Here is a 23,203-nt window from a genome sequence, read left to right as displayed (position 1 = left end):
AACTGTTTTTTTGTTTGCGGATAAGGTATATTTCTACTATTTACTACATTATTAGCAGAGCATTTTGACAATATACAATTTTAGAGATTAAATTTTTGCTGATACGCTATCCACGTAGTTATCATAGCAATTATTGTAATCGCTTGCAAATATTAGATATTATTTGATATATTGCGCTAAGAACTGACTAACGTGAGCTTTGTAAGCTGCGGGATGATCCTCATAAGAATGAGCGTGCTTCGATTTTGGTGCAATCCAGAGCTGCTTAGGACCTTTAGTCGCACGATAGTTACGATAAACCATCTTAGTTGGCACAAAAGTATCATTACCGCCGTGAATAAACAGCATTGGCCGGTGATTTTTGTGCAGCTGGTTGATACTTGACCCATCCTTAAGGAAATAACCAACCTTGACGCGGTTAATTCCACTTAAGATTTCAACTAATGGGAACCTTGGGAAGGCTGGCATATTATATAAGACGCCAGCTTCATGCTCAATTTCATCTTTGACACTAGTATAACCGCAGTCTTCGACAAAGGCCTTAACCTGCTTAGGTAGTTGCAAGCCGCTGACCATCATTGTCGTGGCCCCACCCATACTGACGCCAAAGACAACAATTTGCTGGTTAGGGCCGTTTTTAGCAAGTACGCGGTTAATCCATTTCTTGATATCTGCTTTTTCGACCCAGCCGTAGCCAATATATTTACCTTGGCTCTTTCCTTGAGCACGCGGATCTGGAGTCAAAGTGTTATAGCCTAACTCATGAAACAGCGCGTCGTACTTGCCCATATCTTCCTTAACATTCATGTAGCCCGGCAGAATGATTGCCGTCTTGTGTGAATTTTTGCTAGGAATATAATTAGCATCCAGACGATACTTGTCATCAGCGGATTGCATGTACCATTTTTCTTTATCAACCTGCTTGAACCATTTCTTTTGCTTGTAAAGTGGGTCAGACTTCTTTAAGACCTTGCTTGAGGAAGATAAAAAACTCTTATGTCCGGGAACACAGGCAACCTTAAAGAAATAAAAGCCTGCACCAGTAAATATCAGGCAAATTAACACAACAACGGTAATTAATGAAAGCCATAACTTTTTATGTTTTAATTGTTTCAAGGAATATAGCCAACTTTCTATCAAAAATACAATATCATTAGTATAACATCTTGGCTTTTGTATAGGTTAATAATATGAGACTGACAGATTTACTACAATTAACTAACGACTTAAATGCCCAAACAAATTTTTATTTAACAATCAAGGAGCAAGTGCTGCCGCTCGGGCAATTAAAGATTACGAGCAGCAATTGTTTGCTTTACCCAGGCAAAGTTCCAATGACTAAAGCAAAAATTACCCACTTGGTCAAGCACCTGCACGGTCGCGCCATCCCGCTATGGATACAATACGATAGCGAACGGTTGCCTATTTATGGTATCCAAATTTTACCGGAAACTAATTCGGTCAGATTAACTTAAAAAGCAGACTGTTACCAGTCTGCTTTTATTATTTTTGCCGATATTGGCGAATATGATTTTTCGTGCCGGAAAAGTACCAGTAACCCTTAGCTTCATCACTAACTAAGATTAAATCATCGACTGGATCACTAAGAGCCATTGTAAAAATTTGCTCATATTCCGGAATAGTTAATTTTTGTTGCCTGTTTAGCAACTTTTGCGTTGCCGTAGGATTAAGCATTTTTTGATAATCCGTAACCGTTCGTCCCGAGAAGAACTCGCCCATTGCACCAGAACCATACGAAAAAAGACCGACTAAGGCATTGCCTGTTAACGAACCATTTTCTAATAAACTCAATAAGCTTAAATAAAGTGACGCCGTGTAAATATTCCCTACCACTCTGCCATATTGCGCCCCAGCCGTAAAATTAGCTGCCAAACGATTACTCGTTGCTTCATCTTGATTGGCAATTGCTAGCCGGTTAGCCTTCAATCCCATCTTGGTAAAGGGCAAATGATAGATTAGCGCCGCAAAATCACTTGTCTGCCAATTTTTCAATTTTTGATAATCCGTAAACGTTCTTTGAAAAAAGTCCAAGTAGACCTGAGTCGAGTACTTACCGTCAACTAACGCGGTCGCAGAATTATTAGGCCGCCAAAAGTCATTGATGTCCTGACTAAAGGTACTGTGACCGTCATTTAAGGTCAAAATACGCGGCTGTGCCTTAATCAACAAACTAACACTGCCTGCGCCCTGGGTAACTTCTCCTGCAGTCGCAATGCCGTAGCGTGCAAGATCGCTGCCGATTACAATCGCGCTATGATGGGGATGCAGGCGAACATAATCGCGGGCAATCATCACACCAGCAGTCATGCCAAAACAAGCTTCCTTCACCTCAAAAGTTCGAACTTCTGGGGGTAAATTCAAAGCACTTTTGACAAATAAGGAAGCAGACTTTGATTGATCGACACCACTCTCAGTCCCAAAAACCAGCAGTCCAACCTGCTCGCGATCAATTTGCGCCAGATAACTCTGAGTGGCATTAATCCCCATTGAAACGGCGTCTTGCGTCTGATCGGCAACGCTCATCTGACTTTGGCCAATGCCAATTAAATATTTATTGGGATCCTCATTACGCGCGTGGGCCAAATCCACCATGTCAACATACTTATTGGGCGTATAAAACCCTATCTGGTCAATTCCAATCTGCATTTAGTCTTCCCTTTCTCTAACTTGATGCAAAAACTTACTGGCTGCAGCTTCTGAATACTCACGATTTTGCGTCAATAAATGCAAAACCTGCTTTTTTTCTTGCGCAGTCGCGGATAAATTAGCTACTAAATTGCGAGCCTGCAGCTTCATGTGGCCCTCTTGAATGCCGTCAGTTGTAATTGCCAATAAGGCGGCCAAATTATTGGCCAGCCCCACTGCCGCAATTACATCAGCTAATTCCGCCGCGGTAATCTTTTCTCCTAAAATCCGATAATTTTGTTGGACATCGGCGCGTGTCTTAATTGAGCCGCCAACCGTCCCAATTGCTAGGGGTAAAGTCAATTCACCAGATAAATAATCACCTTGAACTTCCCACTTGCTTAAGCTTGTGTACTGACCAGACTGGCTAGCGAGAACGCCAGAAGCAGCCGCAACCGCACGTTCATCATTGCCCGTTGCCATTAAGACGGCATTAACCCCGTTCATAATCCCTTTATTGTTAGTTACGGCGCGATACACATCATGTTGGCCAATCTTGCTTAACAATGCAATCTTGTCGGCAACTTCTGCTCCGCCAACCGCATTTACTGGCAGTTTAACTTGGGCCGTCGTTAATTGGCTGGGATAATTTGATAAAATCGCAAATAATTTCGAATTAACTTCCGGCATTTTTGCCAATTGGTCCGCTAAGAATTCCACAATTGCATTTACCTTGTTGGCTCCCATGGCTTCAGCAGGGTCAACTAATACTTGCAAATAGACCAATTCGTCCTCCTGCCGCATCTCAATCTCTTTCACGCCGCCGCCATGCTTAACCAAGCTCGCAAATTCTCGGTTAGCTAAGTTAATCAATTGGGGAAACTGCTCGCGTAAACTTTCTGGCCTAAAGTCAGTTGTGACTTGTAAAACGATTTGACCATATATCCCCTGACGTTTGCTTTGAGCAATAACACCGCCGCATTTACTAAAAATATTACTGCCGTGATTGGCAGCTGCCACAACTGAAGGTTCCTCTGTTGCCATTGGCACCCAATAGGAGTGTCCATTAACCAGCAGATTTTGCACTAAGCCCACTGGCAAACGCAATTCGCCTACAACGTTTTCACTTAATTGATTAAGCTGATTTAATGTTGCCGCGTCAATTTTATCCAATTCTATCCCTTGTTTTACAAGTACGTCCCGCCGCTGCTGCGGCGTTAATCGATAAAACTTCATTTAATTCATCCCGATTAATTCACAGGCGATTGCTTGACCGCCGCCAATACACAACGTTACCAGTGCCCGCTTGCCATTAACATGATTGAGTGCATTAATTGCGGTTGTCACTAACCGCGTGCCTGTAGCTGCTAGGGGGTGCCCTAACGCAATGGCACCGCCGAAAATGTTTAACCGCGCCATTGGAATTGCCAATTCCCGAGCTAAGGCAACACTCGGTGCCGCAAATGCTTCGTTGACTTCAATCACATCATAATCCGTAATTTGACTAGCCGTTTGCTTCAATAACTTTTGCACAGCATAATACGGTGCATAACCCATATAAGCCGGATCAGTCCCCGACTCCGCAAATGCGCCGAGGCTAGCTAATGGCTTAAGCTGCAGTTCTTTTACTTTTTCAGCCGTTGCCAAAAGCACCATGCTGGCACCATCGCTGAGCGGCGAAGCATTCCCCGCCGTCACTTGCCCGTCTAGAGTAAAAGCAGGCTTGAGCTTACCCAATACTTCAAGGTTAGTATCCGGACGAATATTTTCATCTTGGGCAATTTGGTGCCCATTAATATTGGTTGTAATCAGTTCCGATGCAAAATACCCCTGTTGAACAGCTTTTAGAGCCTTTTGATGTGACTGGTAACTATACTCATCCATTTCTTGGCGAGAAACATGGTATTTTTCGGCAACATTTTCGGCAGTTATCCCCATGTGCTGCCCAGAAAAGGCATCAGTCAAGCCATCAGTCAACATGATGCTCTCAACTGCCGGCGTATCTTTGGTGCTACTAAAATATGCGGCATTAGTCATGCTTTCACTACCGCCAACGGCAACCAAGCCAAAGTCCCCCAATTCCATCTGCCCTTGAGCTAGACGTAGAGCCTTCAAGCTCGAACCGCAGACTTCATTCACAGTCACACTGCTGCTGGTAGGCTTCATCCCAGCATTGAGCGCTACCTGCCGCGCCATATTTTGTCCTAAGCCGCTTCCTAAAACATTACCCATAAATAAGGCATCAAGTTCGCTTGCTTCAAGATTAATACTACGCAAAGTCTCAGTGAGTGCCAATTGTCCCAAAAAAACTGCATTCTGGTCAGCCCACTGTCCGCAATAACGACCAAATGGTGTCCTTTTTGCGGCAACAACAAAAATCTCTTTCATTAACAGATTCTCCTACTAAAAGATTTATTTCCAAACCTTAGCAAATTTCGCCAAGTTTAACTAGCAGTTTGAATGCTGTTAAGAAAAAGTTTAAAGTCGTTTTCACAAAATTTAGACAAAATTAAAAGCATCCTAAGTCTAATGCTTAGAATGCTTTCAAATCATCTTGCTTATTTCTTTTTCTTATCCTGAGTCGCTAATTTTTGTCCCAAATTAATAATATATTTGCGCAAATCGTCCTTAATTTCAGGATGATTAAGACCATATTCGATAGACGTTTCCAGGTAACTTTCCTTATTGCCCACATCGTGGCGTTCACCCTTAAAGACGTGAGCAAAAACGCGCTGCGTCTTATTCATCGTATCAATGGCGTCAGTCAACTGGATTTCACCACCGCGGCCCGGCTCTTGCTTAGCCAAAATATCAAAAATTTCTGGGGTTAACAAGTACCGGCCAATAATTGCGTAATCGCTAGGAGCCTTATCAATATCCGGCTTTTCCACAAAGGACTTAACATTAATCAATCCCGGCATAATTTCATTTTCCGGCTCAATAACACCGTATTTAGAAACTTCCTTGTGTGGCACTGGCATTACTGCAATTGTTGAAGCATGGGTTTCATTATAGCGGTTGATTAATTGCTGGGTCAGCGGCACTTTGTCCAACATCAAGTCATCACCCAGCATGACAACAAAGGGTTCATCCCCAACAAAACTGCGCCCGCGAGCAATCGCATCACCTAAGCCAAGAGGATGGGGCTGTCTTGTGTAGTAAATATTAATCCCCAATTGCGTAATTTCTCGCGACATCTCAAGCAAGCTGGTTTTACCTGTTTCTTGCAAGTTCTGTTCAAGTTCGGGATTAGAATCAAAATGATCTTCAATTGTCCGCTTGTTTTTACCAGTAACAATCAAAATGTCTTCAATTCCTGAATTCTTAGCTTCCTCAACAATAAATTGAATGGTTGGCTTATCAACAATTGGCAACATTTCCTTGGGCATTGCCTTAGTTACAGGCATAAATCTCGTCCCAAGACCAGCTGCTGGTATAATTGCTTTCCTTACTTTCATTTTTTACACTTTCTTTTATCTATGTTTTAAAATCCAATATAACAGATTTTGTACAATTGTGCTAATTTTTACTGGTGGCGTTTTCTTTGGATATATTCTGCCAAATGACCGGCAGAATACTGCACTTTACCAACACGCAATGAAACAATTGCTGAATTGACACAGGTACCAAGTAACAACAAAACCGAAGAAATGTTGAGCCATAACATGAAAATAATAAAGGTACCGATGATGCCATAATTTTCCCAACTAATATGGAAATGATGCAAATAAAAACTAAATAAATAAGATAATAGCAGCCAGCCAATTAAGGTTGTAAAGACTCCTGGCCAGATTACCCGCTTTTTTAGCTTGATATTAGGTAACACATAGTTCAAATAAAACAATGTTCCAAGCAAAATAATCCCAACAACTGGATAACGGTAACTGAAGATCTTTTCAATTTCACCAACCGAAAAAGAAAAAATCGGCCGTAAAAATTCCAACACCTGCTGCCCAAAAATCAAGGTTAAACTGAGCAAAGTGAAAATTATAATCATTAAGTTAGTTAACAAAATTGTGATTGACCGTGTCCAAACCGTTACCTGCCACTTTTGCTTTAATTCTGTGGTCCGCACCCCATAAATCCGATTCATACCAATTCGAATCGCATTGACCAACGATGACACCGACCATAAAGCCAAAATAATACCAAAGGAAATATAGCCAGTTGACTTACGCCTTAACAGCGAGTCAATAATCGGCATAATAAATTTAGCAATCTTATCTGGAAAAATTAGGTCAAGGTAGCTGGCGATCGGCGTTGTATCAATATGGAACAGTGGCAAAATGTTTCCGATAATAATAATTAATGGAAAAATCGAAAACAAAACATAATAAGCGATGACAATCGCGCTAGTTAATACTTCACCTTGGGAGAATTTGAGTGATAGTGTTTTATAAAATAAGGCAACACGATTCGGTGCTGCCTCTTTTTTTCTATTCATGCAACCTTAATCATCCATTTCATCAAAATGTGGTAGGTATTTTTCATAGCCAGCGTAAGGTTTTTGCAAAGTTAAAATCTTGGGACCATCCTTGGTAATGGCAAAAGTATGTTCAAACTGTGCCGACTTAGAACCATCTGGTGTCGCATAATAAACCCAATCATCGTTAGGATCACTAACTGTCTTTTGTTCAATGCGCCAGTCGCCGCCGGCTTCAACCATTGGCTCAACAGTGATTGTCATGCCTTCACGCAAGCGTAAACCATGACCAGCCTTGCCCCAATGCGGTACTTCTGGATCTTCATGGATACTTGGCTGGATGCCGTGGCCAACTAACTCTTTAACATCGCCGTAGCCGTGTTCGTCTTCGACAAAATGTTGGATTACTGCACCAATATCACCAATTCGGTTACCCAAAACCGCTTGATCGATTCCGAGGTACATTGCCTTTTTGGTTGTTTCCATCAAATCACGGTCGACATCCGAAATTTTACCAACTGGGTAAGTGGTACAAGAATCAGTTTCATAACCATTGAGATTGCAAGTGACGTCAACTTTAACAAGGTCGCCTTCATTTAAAATTGTATCTTTACGCGGTGTTGCGTGGGCAATTTGGTCATTTACTGAAATACACGTCCCATACTTATAACCTTCAAAGCCCTGCTCAGATAGACGGCCGCCGCGGCTTTTGACAAACTTTTGACAAAACTCTTCAATATCCCATGTTGTAATTCCTGGCTTAATCACATCACGTAAGCCTTCAAACATCGATGCCAGTAACCGACCCGAAGCCTGCATCCCTTTAAGTTCTCGAACGGATTTTATTGTAATCAAAACTAAACTCTCCTCTTAAAAATCATCTTTAGTTTACATTATAGCGTTTTTTAAAAGTTTACTAAAGAATTTCATCAATCTGCCTAAATTATGTATAATAATATGATGAATTAAAATAGGAAAGGTATGAAAAGCATGAAGGCAAGGATTGTCTACGCTAGTATGACTGGCAATGATGCGGATATGGCAGAAATTCTAGAAGAAGATCTGCAGGATTATGATTTTGATGTAGAAACTAGCGAGGCCGAATTTACAGACGCTAGCGACTATTTGGCAAGTGACCTATGCATCTTTGTGACCTACACTTACGGTGAAGGTAAGATGACCGACGATGTTGCTGACTTCTATGAACAATTGCAAGAACTAGATTTAAGCGGCAAATATTTTGCGGTAATGGGCAGCGGCGATAAGACTTACAACGATCATTTTTGTGAGAATGTTTTTGACTTTGAAAAGATGTTCAAGCAAGTTGGCGCTAAAGAAGTTGTCTCACCAGTGACAATTGAAAATGCACCAGATGATGACGCAATCGCCGCAATAGATAAGGCAGCAGAAGAAATGGCTGATCGGTTAAATGGCTAACAGGATTAATCCATGGCGTCACCCCATAAAGTTTGTTAAACGACACCGCAATCTTTTCGTTTACATGGTTTTCGGGTTTATCGCTGCACTAATTAATACGGTTGTCTTCATGGCTCTGCACAAGTGGTGGCGTGGAGCCGTTTTCTTTTCTAATATTATCGCGTTTGTAATTTCTAACTTGGCTTCTTACTTCTTTAACCAAAAAGCCGTCTTTATCAACAATGTTGACCAAGATCACTCAACATGGCATAAGTTGATTGTCTTTTTCACTTACAGGATTATCAGCTTAATCCCTGACCAGATGATTATGTCGGTTGGTATTTCATGGCTGCACCTTAGTCCCTTGCCGGTTAAGATTATCGATCAAGTATTAGTAGGAATTTTCAATTACTTAACCACACGGTCGGTTTTCCAAGCACAGGAAACAACATTGATTGAACGCGCTAAACAGCGAATTCAAAAACATAAGAATAATAAATAAAAAAGCCAAAAATTCTTAATTGAATTTTTGGTTTTTTGTTTTGACTAGTTTTTTATTCAAAATCTGCTGGCTTCTGTCCCTGCGGCTTCGCAAAATAATAAGCAATATCATCCATAATTCGGTCGGAAGCATGACCATCACCATATGGATTTTTAGCACTAGCCATTTTTTGATATGCCGTTTTATTTTCAAGCAAATCAAGCATCGCCTCACGAACCGCGTCAACTTCAGTTCCCACAAGCTTAAGTGTACCAGCCTTAACCCCCTCAGGACGTTCGGTTGTATCACGCAACACTAAGACGGGCTTATTAAGTGAAGGTGCTTCTTCTTGCACACCTCCAGAATCCGTCATAATAAAGTAACTGCGCTTAGCTAGATTATGAAAATCGACCACATCTAATGGAGCAATCAAATGAATGCGTGGATCATTACCCAAAATTTCTTGAGCAACTTGTTGAACGCGCGGCGACAAGTGGACAGGATAGATAATTTCCACATCTTCATGACTGTCAACTACCTGCTTCATCACCTTAAACACGCGCCGCATCGGTTCACCCTGATTCTCACGGCGGTGCATCGTTACTAAAATAATTTTGTGATCTGGTTCAATTAAGTCAAGAACATCATGATGATAATCTTTTTGGACCGTTTGCTTAAGTGCATCAATTGCGGTATTTCCCGTGACAAAAATATTATCGGCACGATGATTTTCTTTTAATAAATTCGCTTTACTTAATTCAGTTGGCGCAAAGTATAAGTCAGCTAAATCGTCAGTCATTTGCCGGTTCATTTCTTCAGGATAAGGTGAATACTTATTCCACGTCCGCAAACCTGCTTCGACATGCCCGATTGTGCTCTGCTCATAAAAACTAGCCAAACCAGCCGCAAAACTGGTCGTCGTATCGCCATGTACCAATACAATATCCGGCTTTTCTTTTTTAATTACCTTAGCTAAGTCAATCATTACCTTGGCCGTAATTTCTTCGAGTGTTTGGTTCTGCTTCATAATATTAAAGTCGTAATCCGGTTTGATTTTAAAAATTTCCAGAACTTGGTCAAGCATTTCACGGTGCTGCGCGCTAACCACTGTCACTTCATCAAAGCGCTCATCAGCCTGTAATTTCAACACCAGTGGTGCCATTTTAATTGCTTCAGGTCTAGTGCCAAAAACCGTCATTACCTTAATTTTCGTCATAAATGCCTCCATCTTGATATAATCATACCCGATTTAATAGGCGAAAAACAAGTTCGTATGGTTTAATTAAGACAGAATTTAGAAAAGGTGTCGTTTAAATGAATCACAGTTTTATTCTCTTATTAATTGCTGGCCTGCTAATTGTTTTTGCTAGCTTTAGTCTAGTTTACAGCTTCGATAAAAAGCAAAGTCAAAAAACCAAACAAATTTTGCTCATAATTGGAATTATTTGTCTGTTAATTGTTGCCTTTTTAGCAGTACAGATTATTAAAAATCCGTTGAATTAAAAAATAAGCATTCTACATACTAGCAACTTCAACATTATTTATTTTTAGATTTTATCATGGAGAAAAATAAATGAGAAAAAAGAGCAAATGTATTCTGCTAACCATTGGAATATTAATCATTGTTGGAATATGTTTATCAAAATTAATAATAGACTATCATAGCAACAATTTAACAGAATCTTTGCACTCAGGGTTAATAAATAATAAAAATAAATATAGCGCCAACAAAGAAACTTATTATAGGCTCAAGAAAAGTCCTGGAAAAATTGTACAAATAACTACAGATAATCAAGGTTCTGACAATGATCTATATTATGCTGCTAGAATTGATAATTCATACTATGGAATATCATTTAAATATGCAGGATTATTGCAACGTCCAAAATTAAAGTCAATAACTTATATTAGCCATGTAAATTATAATTAAAAAATATTCCATAATAATTAGTAACTATTATGGAATACCTCAATTAATTCAGCTAGGTCTTCTAATAACTCTAGCGCTCTATTAGATAAAAGTAATTAAAGTTGGAGCTTAATAGCACTCTCCTTAATTCAAGATACTATAATTCTTAAATATTTTATTTAATCAATTAGCCTTTTGCAATTATTTTTCTAATTATATCTAATATGATTGCCAATACAATTGCTATAACAGCAGATCTATAATATTTCTTTTCTTTTTTAGTCAATTTTCAAAAGTACCTTTCTAATATATGTAAGAACTTTACGGTAACAGTCTAAAAATTATTGTTATTATTGAACAAACGAATATTATTGTCTGAGCCATACATTTACTCATTGTTTTCTCCTTTACTAAAATTTTAGATGCTCAATGACTTTCTTTAGTTAGGGTTTAATATTGAAGTGCATAAGAATTGCAATTACTGCTGAAATAATTGATGCAATTGCGGCAGCCATATCTAACACCGATGCTTTATCTTTTTGTTTTTTCATGTTTTTACTTTTCATTTTTCTTTGCTCTAGTTATTTTAATATTTTTATTACTCCTGCAATTACCACAATCATTAACCCTGCTAAAACTAATTTTTTAGGTCTTAAATCAATTGTTGTATTAATGATGACATTGCCTTTTTTATTTCGGTAGTGATATTTGTATATTTTCACTTGTTTATTTTCCTCATCATTCTTAGACTACTCACATATTATCAAGAATTATTATTAGCTAAAAATAATAAATACTTTCATTACTTAATCATTATACACGTTTATTGTATATAATGATTAGGAAAGGGTGATAGATATGAAGAAATTAATTTATCCAGTTATTATTACTGAAGTAACTGATGAAGATGGTCATTATTTTTGTGTAAGCTCGCCAAATATAAAAGGTATGGTTACTCAAGGAGACACTTTCGAAGATGCAGTGTATTGGACAGAGGACGCCATTGCTACTATGATTGAGGGTGAAGAATATCCTAAACCTCAAGACCCAAAGAATTGGGAATTGGAGCCTAATGAAAGCATAGTGTACGTTACTGTTGATATGGAACGATGGTTACAGGATAAGTCATATAAAAGCATAAACCGTACCTAAAAGTTAAGAAGGGTCGTATATATGCAGAATTTATTAACTTATCCAGTAATTATTTGGCCAGCTGAAAACGGCTATAATGTTCTAGTACCTGACTTGGGCAAAAATGGCTTAGCTACTCAAGGAACTGACTTAGATAATGCTATCTATATGGCGCACGACTTAATTGGTTGCATGCTATCCGACACTACTAATTATCCTGAAGCTACGCCGCTTGATAAGGTTGTAATTCCCCATGAAGCTAAAAACGCTATTACAATGATGGTGGCGATTAATGTTTAAAAACAGATTATTAGAAAACTAACCTAAATTCCCTATAGCTAAGAGTAAAACCCAGAAGCTAGAACAACTAACTTCTGGGTTTTACTATATTCTTAAAATTATTCATATTCCAATGACCCCGGTGAGATTCGAACTCACCTCTACGGTTTAGGAGACCATTGTTCTATCCAGATGAACTACGGGGTCATAACAAATTAACTTTACCAAATTTACGTGATAAAAGCCAATTTTTTTAGTAATTAATATTGTCTTGTATAATATGGGCGCGGGCCATTAGCATCTGCCAATTTATCCGCCGCAAAGACAAACGGCGTCCAGATTGCCAAGGCAATCAACATATTAACAACACACAGGACGATAGCTCGCCAATCATAATTGCAGGCTAAAAATGGTCCAATAATCGGCGGCAAAATTCCCGGCACAGCAGCCTGAACAGGATTAACCAATCCCAACACACTCACCCAATACGAAAAGGCAACATTAACTAACGGTGCCACAATAAATGGAATAAAATACACAGGATTAAGAACAACTGGCAAGCCCAAGACAACCGGCTCATTAATGTTAAAGATAGCTGGTGCTAAGGCTACTTTGGCAATTGTTCGATAATCACTGCGCTTAGAAAAGAGCAAGATTGCAACAATCAACATCAGCGTTCCGCCAGCACCACCAAACCAGGCAAACACATCAAATGACCCCCGCACCCACAACATTGGTGCTGGTTTACCATTACGCACGGCCGTAATATTAACATTTTGTGCTGTCATCCAGATTGAATCCAAGATGGGGGCCATCACACTTAACCCGTTAATGCCAAAGAACCAAAAGATTTGAACAAGCAGAGTCACGAGCATTACCATCCCGAACCCCTGCCCCATCTTGACTAATGGCCATTGAATTGTATGCAGCAGCCAGTTGCCAAAGTAAGTACCGGTTACTACTTGAAAGATAAAATTAATTGCCCCAACAACAAAAATTGCAATCGTTGCTGGTACCAATGAATCAAAAGCCCTTTGCTCGGCATAAGGTAGATTAGTCGAAAGATGAATCATTATTCGTGCCTTAACACAAAAGGCATAAATCAAAACACCAATCGTCCCAAACAAAATTGCGGTAAAAATCCCGGTAGTTGAAAATTGCTGAATGTTAAAGACATGACTCATGACAACTTCATGACCAGCAACCTGCACTTTCGTCAAATTAGCAATACTCATGGCTAATGACGACAATGCAACTAACGCTCCAGCAAGCGGGTCAACCTCTAAGCTTTTCGCAAAATGATAGCCAAGTGATAATGCCAAAAAGAGCGCAAACAAGGCAAAGGTACCACGCCAAACCACATTACAAATTAAGACCAGCGGCTGCATCGTCCAAGCAAAAGTTGTCCAACCCAAGTTAATCTTCGCTGCTGCAATCAGGCTTTTAATCAATACAGCAGCTGAGCCAGCAATTGTAATTGGCATGACAGAGATAAATGCATCCCGCAATGCCACAAGCCAGCCCACTTGACCAATTTTATTGGCCACCGGCAGTACATAATCTTCCAGCCAAGCTACTAATCGACTCATTGCTCCCCCTTTTGCTTTAAATAATGTGGGTGATAGCCCTTGTTTTTATTCTTCTGTTTTTTATGTTTTTTCTTCTTGCTTGGTGCCAACACACTATTTTCTTCGGTAACTGCTTTTTTAGCCTTTTTCTTACGTGGTAATTGCGTTACCAACTTATATCCAGCAAAGTAAACTCGTTCCAAAGTAGCACTATCACCAAGCAGCTTCTTCAAATCGCGAAAATCATGGTCGTCGCCAAGCGTTACTACATAACCATTTGCACCCATGCGACCCGTCCGGCCAGCACGATGCAAGTAAGTGTTAACTTCGCTCGGAATATCAAAGTTAATGACGTAAGTCACACCAGGAATATCCAAACCGCGAGCTGCCAAATCCGTTGCCAGAAGCAATTTAGTTTTTCCGACCTTCAAATCATGGAGTGCCTGCTCACGCTTTTCCTTGCCAAATTCATTTGCCAACAAAGTAAACTTAGTTTTAGTATGTGCAAAAATCCCGGCAAACCGCATCATTGTTTGGTTAGAATCAAAGAACAAAATTCCTTTAAAATGATCCAACCGCGTCAAACGCTGCACAAAGTCAATCTTATGTGTATTGTCAATTTGCAAGAAATAATTCTTAACGGTTGTTGTCTGCTGCGAGCGCACATCAACCAATAAAAATACGCGCCCGAAAATTTCTTCGGCTTTTTGTGTAATTTCTGATTCCGTCGCACCAAACAATAGAATTTGCGCGTCAGAAGACAGGTTTTGTCCTAAGGAACTAAGCAATTCCATCTTGCTAAACTCTAAAATATCGTCAGCCTCGTCAATGACCAAGGTTTTAATCTGCTCTATCTTGATGCGATTACTGGAAAAGAAGTCAAAAAAGCGTCCTGGAGTAGCAACAACTACTTCTGGGTGCTTCTTCTTTAAATTATCTTCCTGCCGCTGTCTATTACCTGCACCGACTAAACTAACCCCCTTCAAGCCTAACGCATGAATAAAAGGATTAATCGCGTGCCGAATTTGCACCGCCAATTCAGTCGTTGGCGCAATGATTACTAAGCTATTCGGCATGCCCTTCTCGACACGCTCTAGAGCTGGCAACGCATAAGCCAGCGTCTTGCCCGTTCCTGTCTTAGCAAGCGCTACCAGACTAGCTCCATTTAAAATCGCGGCGCGTGTTTCTTTTTGAATTAACGTCGGCTGTTTCAAGCCGAGTTTAGTTAAAACTGTTTCAATTTCTTGTTTCATTATTGTGTTAACTGCCCATATTTCTGTTTATACTGTGTTACTGTGCCGTTATAAGCCAGCATGATAACTCCGCCGTCTTCCAATTCGCGAACATTTTTAACCCGACCATTGGTCGTGTACTGCCAAAAGGCATATTGAAGTTTATTAGGCTCACGTTTGCTGGCCGTAATAAATAAAACACCAGCTGGAAAATACTTTTTATACTTAACTGGCAGGTCAATCATTACCCGTTTACCCGTATTTACAAGCATACCCGTGAACTGCGCCATCTGCTTAATGTAGCCTAGTCGGCGCTCACTCACTGCTGGTACCACCATAATTGGTAAACTGCCCATGTTAGTCCCTACTTTTTTCATAAAATAAGCATAATGCTGCTGCGGTGTCGATTCATCACTATACGCCACACTTGTGCCAAACGCCAGCTTGGTTCCTAAGATCTGATCACGATAAGACAGGTAATCATCATCAAAATATGACCGTCCCTGCGTACTGCGCAAGTAGACAAAGGATATTCCGTTTGCCTGCAATTCATGCATTGAGACATAACCATAATTTTGATTTAATTCCACACCAATTGCACTTGAATTAGCATCTGGTGGCAGCGTCGTTTGTTTTTTTAAGTTAAACAGCCCATTAAACAAGAGCGCGAGCGCAATTGCCAGCATAAGCAAAATCGCCGGCAATGTGTACTTATGATGAAATCGTTTCATCTAATTCTCCATCATTTTTATCAACGCCATCAATTATACCAATACTCTCATTATAAGCGAATAAACCGAATTTTGATAATTTTACCGCAAAAATAAGCGATTAACTTTTTTAAGTTAATCGCTTATTCAATCTAAAATTCACAATTACATTTCAACAGGATAAATTGGCTTTTGCCCGTTCAAAACCCGCTTAACATCAGTCATACTATGCTCAATCATATTCTTAACTGATGTCTTCGTGTAGTAAGCAGAGTGCGGTGTAATTATAACATTTGGCATCTTTGCTAATTCTTGATAAGTCTCTGGCAATTCAGCAAGATCATCAAATTTTTTCATGAAGAAATCATTTTCTTCTGTCAAAACATCTAATGCTGCACCAGCAATTTCATGATTCTTCAAAGCATCGACCAGCTCTTCGGTATTAACCAGTGGTCCCCGGGCATCATTAATAATAATTGCCGTATCTTTCATTTGCTTAAATTGCTTGGCACCAATCATATTCACAATTGATGGATCAAGCGGCGTGTGCAAAGTCAAAATGTCAGATTCCTTAATAACTGTATCAAAATCTGTATATTCCATGAAAGCTTCATTGGCCGGATTTTCAATCAAATCATTACCGATAACTCTAGCACCCAAAGCACTAAAAATTTCCGCAGTTGCCGAACCAATTCGGCCCACACCAATAATCCCAACGGTCTTATTATAGATTTCGTCACTCATCAGATTTTCTTCACGGACAAAGTTCAGGTCACATTTTTCATTGTGCAGAATTTGTCCCCAGTTACGCAACAAGTACATGGCTGACGTCAACGTATTTTCCGCAACGGCTCTTGGCGAATATGCTGGCGTGTTGGTAACAAACATATCATATTTATGAACATAATCCCAATTGATAATATTATAGCCAACTGACCGCAAAGCTAATTGCTTAATCCCAAAGGAAGCCAACTTTTTATAGACCTCTTCCTGGTCTATATTCTCGGACTGTAACATGCTAACACAGTCAAAGCCCTTAGCGAGATCAACTGTTGACGCATCCAAAATATCCTCACTTGTCTGTAAGTCATCTTCTGGATGGTTTTTGCGCCACTTGTCAACGTAAACCATTTGTTCAGGTGTCATATTGTATAGTAAAACTTTCATTTAGGATAAATCCTCCTTTAAACCAAAAAATCTTTGCTTATATTTTAACTAATATTAACAAAGAATTAAAGATTATTTTAGAATTTATTTAAAATTAAATTAGATTTATTCACTATTCACTAACTTCGACTGATTCTCGTACATCAGTATGCCAATTAAAGTAAAAGTTAAGTCCAAATGCAATTACCAGTAATAGCAGTGATACCAACATAATTTCCTTGATGCCATTATGGAAAATTATCCGCATTGTCGGCAATAATTTTGCTGGTAAATGTTTTGCCGTTTGTGCATCACTTAGCTCATTCATCATGTGCATGGTAATGCCTGGATGTTGCTCTACTCCACGTGCTAGTGCCATGTTCATAATGACACCATACACAGCTGACATTACTGTCTGCGCCAAAATCCTAATTAAATATGAAGTTGATGTGGCGGTTGCCATGTTGGCCATACCCGCGTCGACTTGTACTTTGACTTGCAGTGCCACGAAAATAAAGCCAACACCAATCCCTGAAAAGGCACAGACAAAAGTTAACCATTGCAAGGGCGTCTGTAAATCAGCTAAAAATACCCCACCTACTGAAACGGTCATCCCTAAAATGCCGATTAGCACTAGCATAAAAGTACGCACCCGATCACTAATAAAGAAAACACTCTGTGAAGCAGTAATATCAACAATTGAGTTGGGTACTAGAGTTACCCCACCAATAAGTGCTGTCGTTCCTAAGAGTGCTTGTGCCCACATCGGCAAGTAAGTATTAACCGCTAAATAAGCTCCCCAAGTAAATGCGAAGAGCAAAAAGTCACCATTTAACGCCTTATTTTTGAAAATTGACAGCGGAATAATTGGGTTAGTCGCCCGCTTCTCTCGCCATAAAAAGCCACCAATTAAAATCAGACTAACCGTAATTAGTAACGCGACAACTAAGTTACTGGTCAAGCCCAGCAGCTGGATGCCCATTAAAAATGTTAATAAACCTAACGCCAATAATAATGCGCCAGAAAAATCAAACTTACGTGTCGATTTAGGTGTTATTGGCCGGAAGTAAAGCATGCTCAAGATAACCGCAATAATACCAATCGGTACATTAAGGTAAAAGACCCAGTGCCACGACATCGTATCAATAATGGTGCCGCCAACAAGTGGTCCCGTAATCGCTGCAACGTTAAAGCTCGCGGTCAAATAACCCAAAATTCGCGTCCGTGTTTTAATATTAGGATAAATATAACCAACAATGATATACGGCAGCGACCCCATTCCACCGGCACCGATGCCCATCACTAGCCGAGCAGCCAAAAAGAAGAAGATATTTGGTGCTAATCCTTCAAAAATCGAACCGATAATGAACAAAACTAATGACAATTCAAAGGCTAATTTGTTAGTAATCTTTTCACCGATTTTTGTCCACAAGGGAATTGAAATTGACATCCCTAATAAAAAAATGGCAACAATCCACCCCATAAACTGAATACCATGCAATGCCGCGACAATTGCCGGAATCGCGGTATTAATTATCGTCCCATCCAATCCCGACATAATGTTACCCAGCATCAATGCCAGCGTGACATACTTAATCTGCTTCTTAGTCATTCTTACTCCTCAAAATTAAATCACACAAAAATTCCTATCACTGCAGAGTGATAGGAATTTATTTTTCTTGTTACAATTATGAAACTATCTGCTAAAAAAGCAAGGGGTATAAATACAGTTTTTTAATTAAATTTAATATGCCCGATGGCCCTTCTTATAAACAGCCTTATCTTCTTGGGCAACTGCTTTAATATCAGCTAACGGATCGTTATCCAAAACCAAGAAGTCGGCATATTTGCCAGCTGCTAACGTGCCGTATTCATCATCAATTTGCATCAACTTGGCTGAATTAACACTGGTTTGTAAGGCTTCAAAAGTACTAAAACCATCGTCAACCAATAGTTGCAATTCGACAGGAGTCTTCGAAAAATCGTTAAAGGTGGTCCCGGCGTCTGTTCCCAATGTGATTTTGACACCGCGGTCCTTGGCATGAGCGATATTTTGGCGTAAATCAGCCAAAGCCTTCTTGGCCTTGTTCATTTCCCAGTCTGGTGCAATTCCAGCCGCATATTCAGGAAAGGCCCAAGCCGCAATAATTGTTGGTGTTAGGTAGGTCCCTTTTTCTAGCATCAAATCAATGGCTTCATCATTAACGTAAAATCCATGTTCAATCGAATCGACACCAGCTTCAATTGCATTCATAATACCGGCAATTCCTTCCGCATGAGCCGCAACCGTGATCCCTTTGTGGTGCGCTTCATCAACTGCTGCCTTAATTTCAGCAACACTAAGTTGGGGATCATCCATGAAGTCACGCTCGGTCATAATCCCACCAGTGGTCATCACCTTGATTACCTTGGCGCCGCGCTTTAAGCCTTGACGAACTGCCTTGCGCATTTCATCTGGTGAATCAACAACATAGCCAAAATTAGGAATATCCCCGTGACCACCAGTCATTGAATATGGCCGTCCTGATGGCATTACTTCAGGCACATCCGTAATTTTGCCTTCATTAATCATTTGCGCAATTGTTAAATCAATGTCAAAAGTTGAGCCGCATTCACGCACATATGTAACGCCGGACTTGAGCATTTCATGTAAATGCTTAACAGAATCAACTGTCGTCTCCACAACGTTAAAGTCAGTTACCCCGCGTGGGTCAGTTGGATCCATCACCATGTGGTCGTGACAATTAATCAGCCCCGGCATAACATACTTGCCTTGCAGATCGACTACTTTATCAGCTTGCGGTGCGTCGCCGCTGCCTAGAGCCACAATTTTACCAGTTTGCTCATCAACTTCCAACCAAGAATTTGCTTGGATACTATCTTGCTCACCATCGAATAAATTTAAATTTTGATATAGAACCTTCATGCTGTTCTCCTTTTTCTTTATTAAATACATATATTTTATGCCCTTTTAGATGCGAGAACAACTCCAACATAAAAACGCCTTTTCTTCCGAAAAAAGACGTTTTTAAAAATTTAATATGTGCGTTGACCCTTCTTGTAGACAGCCTTATCTTCTTGAACAACTGCAGTAATGTCAGTCAACGGGTTTTTATCTAAAACCAAGAAGTCCGCATACTTCTCAGCCTCTAGCGTGCCGTATTCATTATCAATCTTCATCAACTTGGCATCATTGAGGCTTGTTTGCAGAGCTTCAAAATTGGTGAACCCTTGCTCAACTAACAGCGGCAATTCTTGCGGTGTCATCGTGAAATCATTGAATGGCGTGCCGGCATCAGTACCCAAAGTAATCTTAACACCGGCGTTTTTGGCTTTAGTAATATTGCCCCGCAAGTCTTTCCAAGCGGCAGAAATTTTAGCCATTTCCCAATCAGGAATCTTACCCGGAGCATATTCAATAAAGGCCCATGCACCAACAATTGTTGGCGTTAAGTATGTTCCCTTTTCCAGCATCAATTCAATTTCTTCATCATTAACATAAAAACCATGTTCGATTGAATCAACGCCTGCCTTAATCGCGTTCAAAATTCCCGGATTACCTTCAGCGTGTGCCGCAACAATCAAGCCCTTATGATGAGCTTCCTCAACTGCTACATGCATTTCAGCTTCACTTAATTGCGGCTGATCTAGTGCATCACTTTCGGTCATGACACCACCAGTTGCCATGATCTTAATTGCTTTTGCCCCTTCTTTAATTCCCTGACGAACGGCCTTGCGCATTTCATCAGGCGAATCAACCAGACGACCAAAGTTTGGCATATCACCATGGCCGCCAGTCATTGAAAAAGGATGGCCTGCAGGCATAATTTCAGGCACCTTGCTCAACTTGCCTGCCCTAATCAATTTATCTAATTCAATATCAATATTATAAGTGCTGCCGCATTCACGAATATAAGTAACACCGGACTTCAATAAGTCATGTAAATGCTGGACGGCACGAACAGTTGAGGGAACGACACCAGCACTCGAGCCGCCATCGGGAGTTGTCGGATCCATAAAAATATGTGTATGACAATTCATTAATCCCGGCATCACATACTTACCGCCCAGATCAACAATCTTATCAGCTTGTGGCAGCTCACCAGAACCAACTTGGACAAGTTTGCCCGTTTTGTCATCGACCAACAAGTAACTATCTTCTTTAATTTCATTATCCTTGCCATTAAATAAATTAATATTGGTAAAAATCGTCTTACTCATCAAAATACCTCCTATTTTGGCAATTAAAAAAGCACCCGTCCTAATTCAAGGACGAGTGCTCGTGTTACCACCTTTAATTTGTTCGCCATTCACACGGCAAACCTTACTAGCTATCTAACAATAGCTTGCATTGATAACGGCTGCAGCACCGCTGCTGGCTAAATATCACCAGCAGTCACCAATTCAAAGCCCATGTTCACTATCGCAAGCCTAACGACTTTCATCATAACATCGTCTCGCTTTAAAGACTGGCAAATAGTTACTCTGCTTTTCAAGATGTTTTATCTTTATTTATAATTAATTTATCATCATGATTTAATCATGTCAACCTGAAATTGCAAAAAGGCTGAAGAGGAACTCGATTACTAACTTACTTTTTTATATACAAAAAGTAGTTAAACCATATTAGGTTTAGCTACTTTCATAGTTGCTCAATCCGTGTTATCATACCAATGAAGATATTAATAATGATAGTCTATGAGATTGAACTTTTAGGCACTGCGTTCCGAGGTACATGCCAGTGTACCCCATAGCCAGTGCCAAACACCAAAAGGTTTGTCAAAATAAGACTTCCTTTCATAATAAAAATAATAGACATCTGCTTTAGTGGCAGGTGTCTATTTTGTTTAATTCATTTTTTCATTCTGAGACAGATTACCCAATTAATCTTAAGTTATCAACAGCTGCAAATTTAATGAAAACTTGTGATTTAGCCGTGATGTATTATTTTTCATTTTACTCACAATTTATGTATCAATTGATATAAATATCTGTCCCAAAAACTTCAAGCCATAAAAAACGTCTTTTTACATTATAGTAAGAAGACGTTTTTATTCAATTAAGCTTAATATGCACGTTGCCCCTTCTTGTAAACAGCCTTGTCTTCTTGGGCAACGGCCTTAATATCCTCCAGTGGATTGCCATCAAGTACTAAGAAGTCAGCGTACTTGCCCTCTGCCAAAGTGCCGTATTCATCATCAATCTTCATTAATTGTGCAGAATGGACACTAGTTCTCAAAGCTTCATAGTTAGTGAAGCCTTGCTCTGCCAACAGTTGCAATTCAACTGGCGTCATTGAAAAGTCATTAAATGGCGTACCGGCATCAGTACCCAAAGTAATCTTAACACCGCGATCTTTGGCATGAGTAATATTCTTACGTAAATCACTGAGTGCATCGCTGGCCTTCTTGATTTCCCAATCAGGGACCTTGCCTTCAGCGTAAGTTGGAAAGGCCCAGTCTGCAATAACTGTTGGTGTCAAGTAGGTACCTTGCTTGAGCATCAGGTCAATTTCTTCATCATTAACGTAAAAGCCATGTTCGATTGAATCAACGCCAGCCTTAATCGCATTCATGATTCCAGGATTGCCTTCGGCATGCGCTGCAACAATCAAGCCCTTGTGGTGAGCTTCTTCAACTGCAGCGTGAATTTCAGCAACACTCAATTGTGGGTCGGTCATAAAGTCGTTCTTGGTCATAACACCACCAGTGGCCATGACTTTAATTGACTTAGCACCCTTCTTCAAACCTTGACGAACTGCCTTACGCATCTCGTCTGGTGAATCAACCAAATGACCAAAGTTTGGCATGTCACCGTGACCACCAGTCATTGAATATGGGCGACCAGATGGCATAACTTCTGGCACCTTGGTAATTTTACCTTCATCAATCATGTGAGCGATTGTAATATCGACGTCATAAGTTGAACCACATTCACGAACGTAAGTAACACCGGATTTAAGCATCGTGTGCAGGTTTTTGACAGAATTAACAGTCGTCCGGACAACATCAGTTGCCGTACCACCGGTTGGATCATCTGGATCCATTACCATATGATCGTGGCAGTTAATCAATCCTGGCATGACGTATTTGCCAGCTAGATCAACTGTCTTGTCGGCAGCAGGAGCAACTCCTGTCCCTATTTCTGTAATCTTGCCGGTTTCATCATCGACAACCAAATAACTATCGGTGGTAACTGCTTCTTGTTCACCATCATAAAGGTTCATGTTAGTATATGCGGTTTTAGTCATTTAAAAGACCTC

At 40.1% G+C, this 23,203-nt stretch carries 24 protein-coding genes, 1 tRNA gene and 1 other annotated feature; of the genes, 7 read left to right on the top strand and 18 right to left on the bottom strand.

Annotation, left to right across the window (positions count from 1 at the left end; translation table 11 throughout):
• Positions 1-159: 159 nt before the first annotated feature.
• Positions 160-1,077: an alpha/beta hydrolase gene (locus PT278_RS06720; RefSeq protein WP_277131299.1), complete on the bottom strand. Its 918-nt coding sequence runs from the start codon at positions 1,075-1,077 to the stop codon at positions 160-162.
• Positions 1,078-1,190: 113 nt separating this feature from the next.
• Between PT278_RS06720 and PT278_RS06715 the strand changes: the two genes are divergently transcribed.
• A complete protein-coding gene (locus PT278_RS06715) occupies positions 1,191-1,475 on the top strand; it encodes a hypothetical protein (protein ID WP_277131166.1) in 285 nt (94 codons plus the stop codon).
• A 28-nt stretch (positions 1,476-1,503) separates the two neighbouring features.
• Here PT278_RS06715 and PT278_RS06710 read toward each other — a convergent pair whose 3' ends face one another.
• From PT278_RS06710 to map, 6 genes are all read right to left on the bottom strand, one after another.
• Positions 1,504-2,667, bottom strand: coding sequence for a hydroxymethylglutaryl-CoA synthase (locus PT278_RS06710; RefSeq protein ID WP_277131164.1), 1,164 nt, complete (start codon positions 2,665-2,667; stop codon positions 1,504-1,506).
• Positions 2,668-3,882: a hydroxymethylglutaryl-CoA reductase, degradative gene (locus PT278_RS06705; RefSeq protein WP_277131162.1), complete on the bottom strand. Its 1,215-nt coding sequence runs from the start codon at positions 3,880-3,882 to the stop codon at positions 2,668-2,670.
• Entirely contained in the window at positions 3,883-5,034 is a 1,152-nt protein-coding gene (locus tag PT278_RS06700; protein WP_277131160.1) for a thiolase family protein, read from the bottom strand.
• Positions 5,035-5,204: 170 nt separating this feature from the next.
• Positions 5,205-6,104, bottom strand: coding sequence for a UTP--glucose-1-phosphate uridylyltransferase GalU (galU, locus tag PT278_RS06695; protein WP_277131158.1), 900 nt, complete (start codon positions 6,102-6,104; stop codon positions 5,205-5,207).
• 68 nt (positions 6,105-6,172) lie between these two features.
• Positions 6,173-7,090, bottom strand: a complete 918-nt coding sequence (locus tag PT278_RS06690; RefSeq protein ID WP_277131156.1) for a YihY/virulence factor BrkB family protein — start codon at positions 7,088-7,090, stop codon at positions 6,173-6,175.
• A 6-nt stretch (positions 7,091-7,096) separates the two neighbouring features.
• Positions 7,097-7,924 carry a type I methionyl aminopeptidase gene (map, locus tag PT278_RS06685; RefSeq protein ID WP_277131154.1) on the bottom strand — a complete coding sequence of 276 codons (828 nt, stop codon included), beginning with the start codon at positions 7,922-7,924 and terminating at the stop codon, positions 7,097-7,099.
• A 135-nt stretch (positions 7,925-8,059) separates the two neighbouring features.
• Here map and PT278_RS06680 point away from each other — a divergent pair, with 135 nt between their 5' ends.
• Positions 8,060-8,506 (top strand): flavodoxin, encoded by a 447-nt coding sequence (locus tag PT278_RS06680; protein ID WP_277131152.1) that lies wholly within the window; start codon positions 8,060-8,062, stop codon positions 8,504-8,506.
• Complete coding sequence (locus PT278_RS06675) at positions 8,499-8,987, top strand: GtrA family protein (protein ID WP_277131150.1); 489 nt, start codon at positions 8,499-8,501, stop codon at positions 8,985-8,987. Before PT278_RS06680 ends, PT278_RS06675 begins: the two co-directional genes overlap by 8 nt.
• Positions 8,988-9,039: 52 nt before the next feature.
• Here PT278_RS06675 and wecB read toward each other — a convergent pair whose 3' ends face one another.
• Positions 9,040-10,182: a UDP-N-acetylglucosamine 2-epimerase (non-hydrolyzing) gene (gene wecB, locus PT278_RS06670; protein ID WP_277131148.1), complete on the bottom strand. Its 1,143-nt coding sequence runs from the start codon at positions 10,180-10,182 to the stop codon at positions 9,040-9,042.
• A 98-nt stretch (positions 10,183-10,280) separates the two neighbouring features.
• Between wecB and PT278_RS06665 the strand changes: the two genes are divergently transcribed.
• A complete protein-coding gene (locus tag PT278_RS06665) occupies positions 10,281-10,469 on the top strand; it encodes a hypothetical protein (protein ID WP_277131146.1) in 189 nt (62 codons plus the stop codon).
• 70 nt (positions 10,470-10,539) lie between these two features.
• Positions 10,540-10,896: a hypothetical protein gene (locus tag PT278_RS06660; RefSeq protein WP_277131145.1), complete on the top strand. Its 357-nt coding sequence runs from the start codon at positions 10,540-10,542 to the stop codon at positions 10,894-10,896.
• 422 nt (positions 10,897-11,318) lie between these two features.
• On the opposite strand, the gene PT278_RS06655 is transcribed toward PT278_RS06660, so the two are convergent.
• Positions 11,319-11,441 carry a hypothetical protein gene (locus tag PT278_RS06655; RefSeq protein ID WP_277131144.1) on the bottom strand — a complete coding sequence of 41 codons (123 nt, stop codon included), beginning with the start codon at positions 11,439-11,441 and terminating at the stop codon, positions 11,319-11,321.
• A gap of 292 nt (positions 11,442-11,733) precedes the next feature.
• Between PT278_RS06655 and PT278_RS06650 the strand changes: the two genes are divergently transcribed.
• Together PT278_RS06650 and PT278_RS06645 are read left to right on the top strand one after the other, a co-directional pair.
• Positions 11,734-12,027 carry a type II toxin-antitoxin system HicB family antitoxin gene (locus tag PT278_RS06650; RefSeq protein WP_277131143.1) on the top strand — a complete coding sequence of 98 codons (294 nt, stop codon included), beginning with the start codon at positions 11,734-11,736 and terminating at the stop codon, positions 12,025-12,027.
• A 21-nt stretch (positions 12,028-12,048) separates the two neighbouring features.
• Complete coding sequence (locus PT278_RS06645) at positions 12,049-12,306, top strand: type II toxin-antitoxin system HicB family antitoxin (protein WP_277131142.1); 258 nt, start codon at positions 12,049-12,051, stop codon at positions 12,304-12,306.
• A gap of 113 nt (positions 12,307-12,419) precedes the next feature.
• Here PT278_RS06645 and PT278_RS06640 read toward each other — a convergent pair.
• The 9 genes from PT278_RS06640 to PT278_RS06600 all read right to left on the bottom strand — a co-directional run bounded on the left by PT278_RS06640 (position 12,420) and on the right by PT278_RS06600 (position 23,191).
• A tRNA-Arg gene (locus tag PT278_RS06640) sits at positions 12,420-12,492 on the bottom strand.
• Positions 12,493-12,545: 53 nt separating this feature from the next.
• Positions 12,546-13,874, bottom strand: coding sequence for a PTS transporter subunit EIIC (locus tag PT278_RS06635; RefSeq protein ID WP_277131140.1), 1,329 nt, complete (start codon positions 13,872-13,874; stop codon positions 12,546-12,548).
• Positions 13,871-15,109, bottom strand: a complete 1,239-nt coding sequence (locus PT278_RS06630; RefSeq protein ID WP_277131297.1) for a DEAD/DEAH box helicase — start codon at positions 15,107-15,109, stop codon at positions 13,871-13,873. The genes PT278_RS06635 and PT278_RS06630 overlap by 4 nt, the downstream gene beginning before the upstream one ends.
• Entirely contained in the window at positions 15,106-15,816 is a 711-nt protein-coding gene (locus PT278_RS06625; RefSeq protein ID WP_277131138.1) for a GH25 family lysozyme, read from the bottom strand. Before PT278_RS06625 ends, PT278_RS06630 begins: the two co-directional genes overlap by 4 nt.
• 144 nt (positions 15,817-15,960) lie before the next feature.
• Positions 15,961-16,962: a D-2-hydroxyacid dehydrogenase gene (locus PT278_RS06620; protein ID WP_277131137.1), complete on the bottom strand. Its 1,002-nt coding sequence runs from the start codon at positions 16,960-16,962 to the stop codon at positions 15,961-15,963.
• Between the two features lie 112 nt (positions 16,963-17,074).
• Positions 17,075-18,553 carry an MFS transporter gene (locus tag PT278_RS06615; protein WP_277131136.1) on the bottom strand — a complete coding sequence of 493 codons (1,479 nt, stop codon included), beginning with the start codon at positions 18,551-18,553 and terminating at the stop codon, positions 17,075-17,077.
• 132 nt (positions 18,554-18,685) lie between these two features.
• Positions 18,686-19,867, bottom strand: coding sequence for an amidohydrolase family protein (locus PT278_RS06610; RefSeq protein ID WP_277131135.1), 1,182 nt, complete (start codon positions 19,865-19,867; stop codon positions 18,686-18,688).
• Positions 19,868-19,977: 110 nt separating this feature from the next.
• Complete coding sequence (locus PT278_RS06605; protein ID WP_277131134.1) at positions 19,978-21,162, bottom strand: amidohydrolase family protein; 1,185 nt, start codon at positions 21,160-21,162, stop codon at positions 19,978-19,980.
• 44 nt (positions 21,163-21,206) lie between these two features.
• Positions 21,207-21,446: a binding site (T-box leader), on the bottom strand.
• Positions 21,447-22,006: 560 nt separating this feature from the next.
• Complete coding sequence (locus PT278_RS06600; protein WP_277131133.1) at positions 22,007-23,191, bottom strand: amidohydrolase family protein; 1,185 nt, start codon at positions 23,189-23,191, stop codon at positions 22,007-22,009.
• Between the last annotated feature and the right edge of the window lie 12 nt (positions 23,192-23,203).

This window comes from Lactobacillus sp. ESL0703 (assembly GCF_029433435.1).
Lineage (GTDB): Bacteria > Bacillota > Bacilli > Lactobacillales > Lactobacillaceae > Lactobacillus.
The sequence above is the reverse complement of the archived record's forward strand: the minus strand, read 5'-3'. Positions and strand labels throughout refer to the sequence as shown.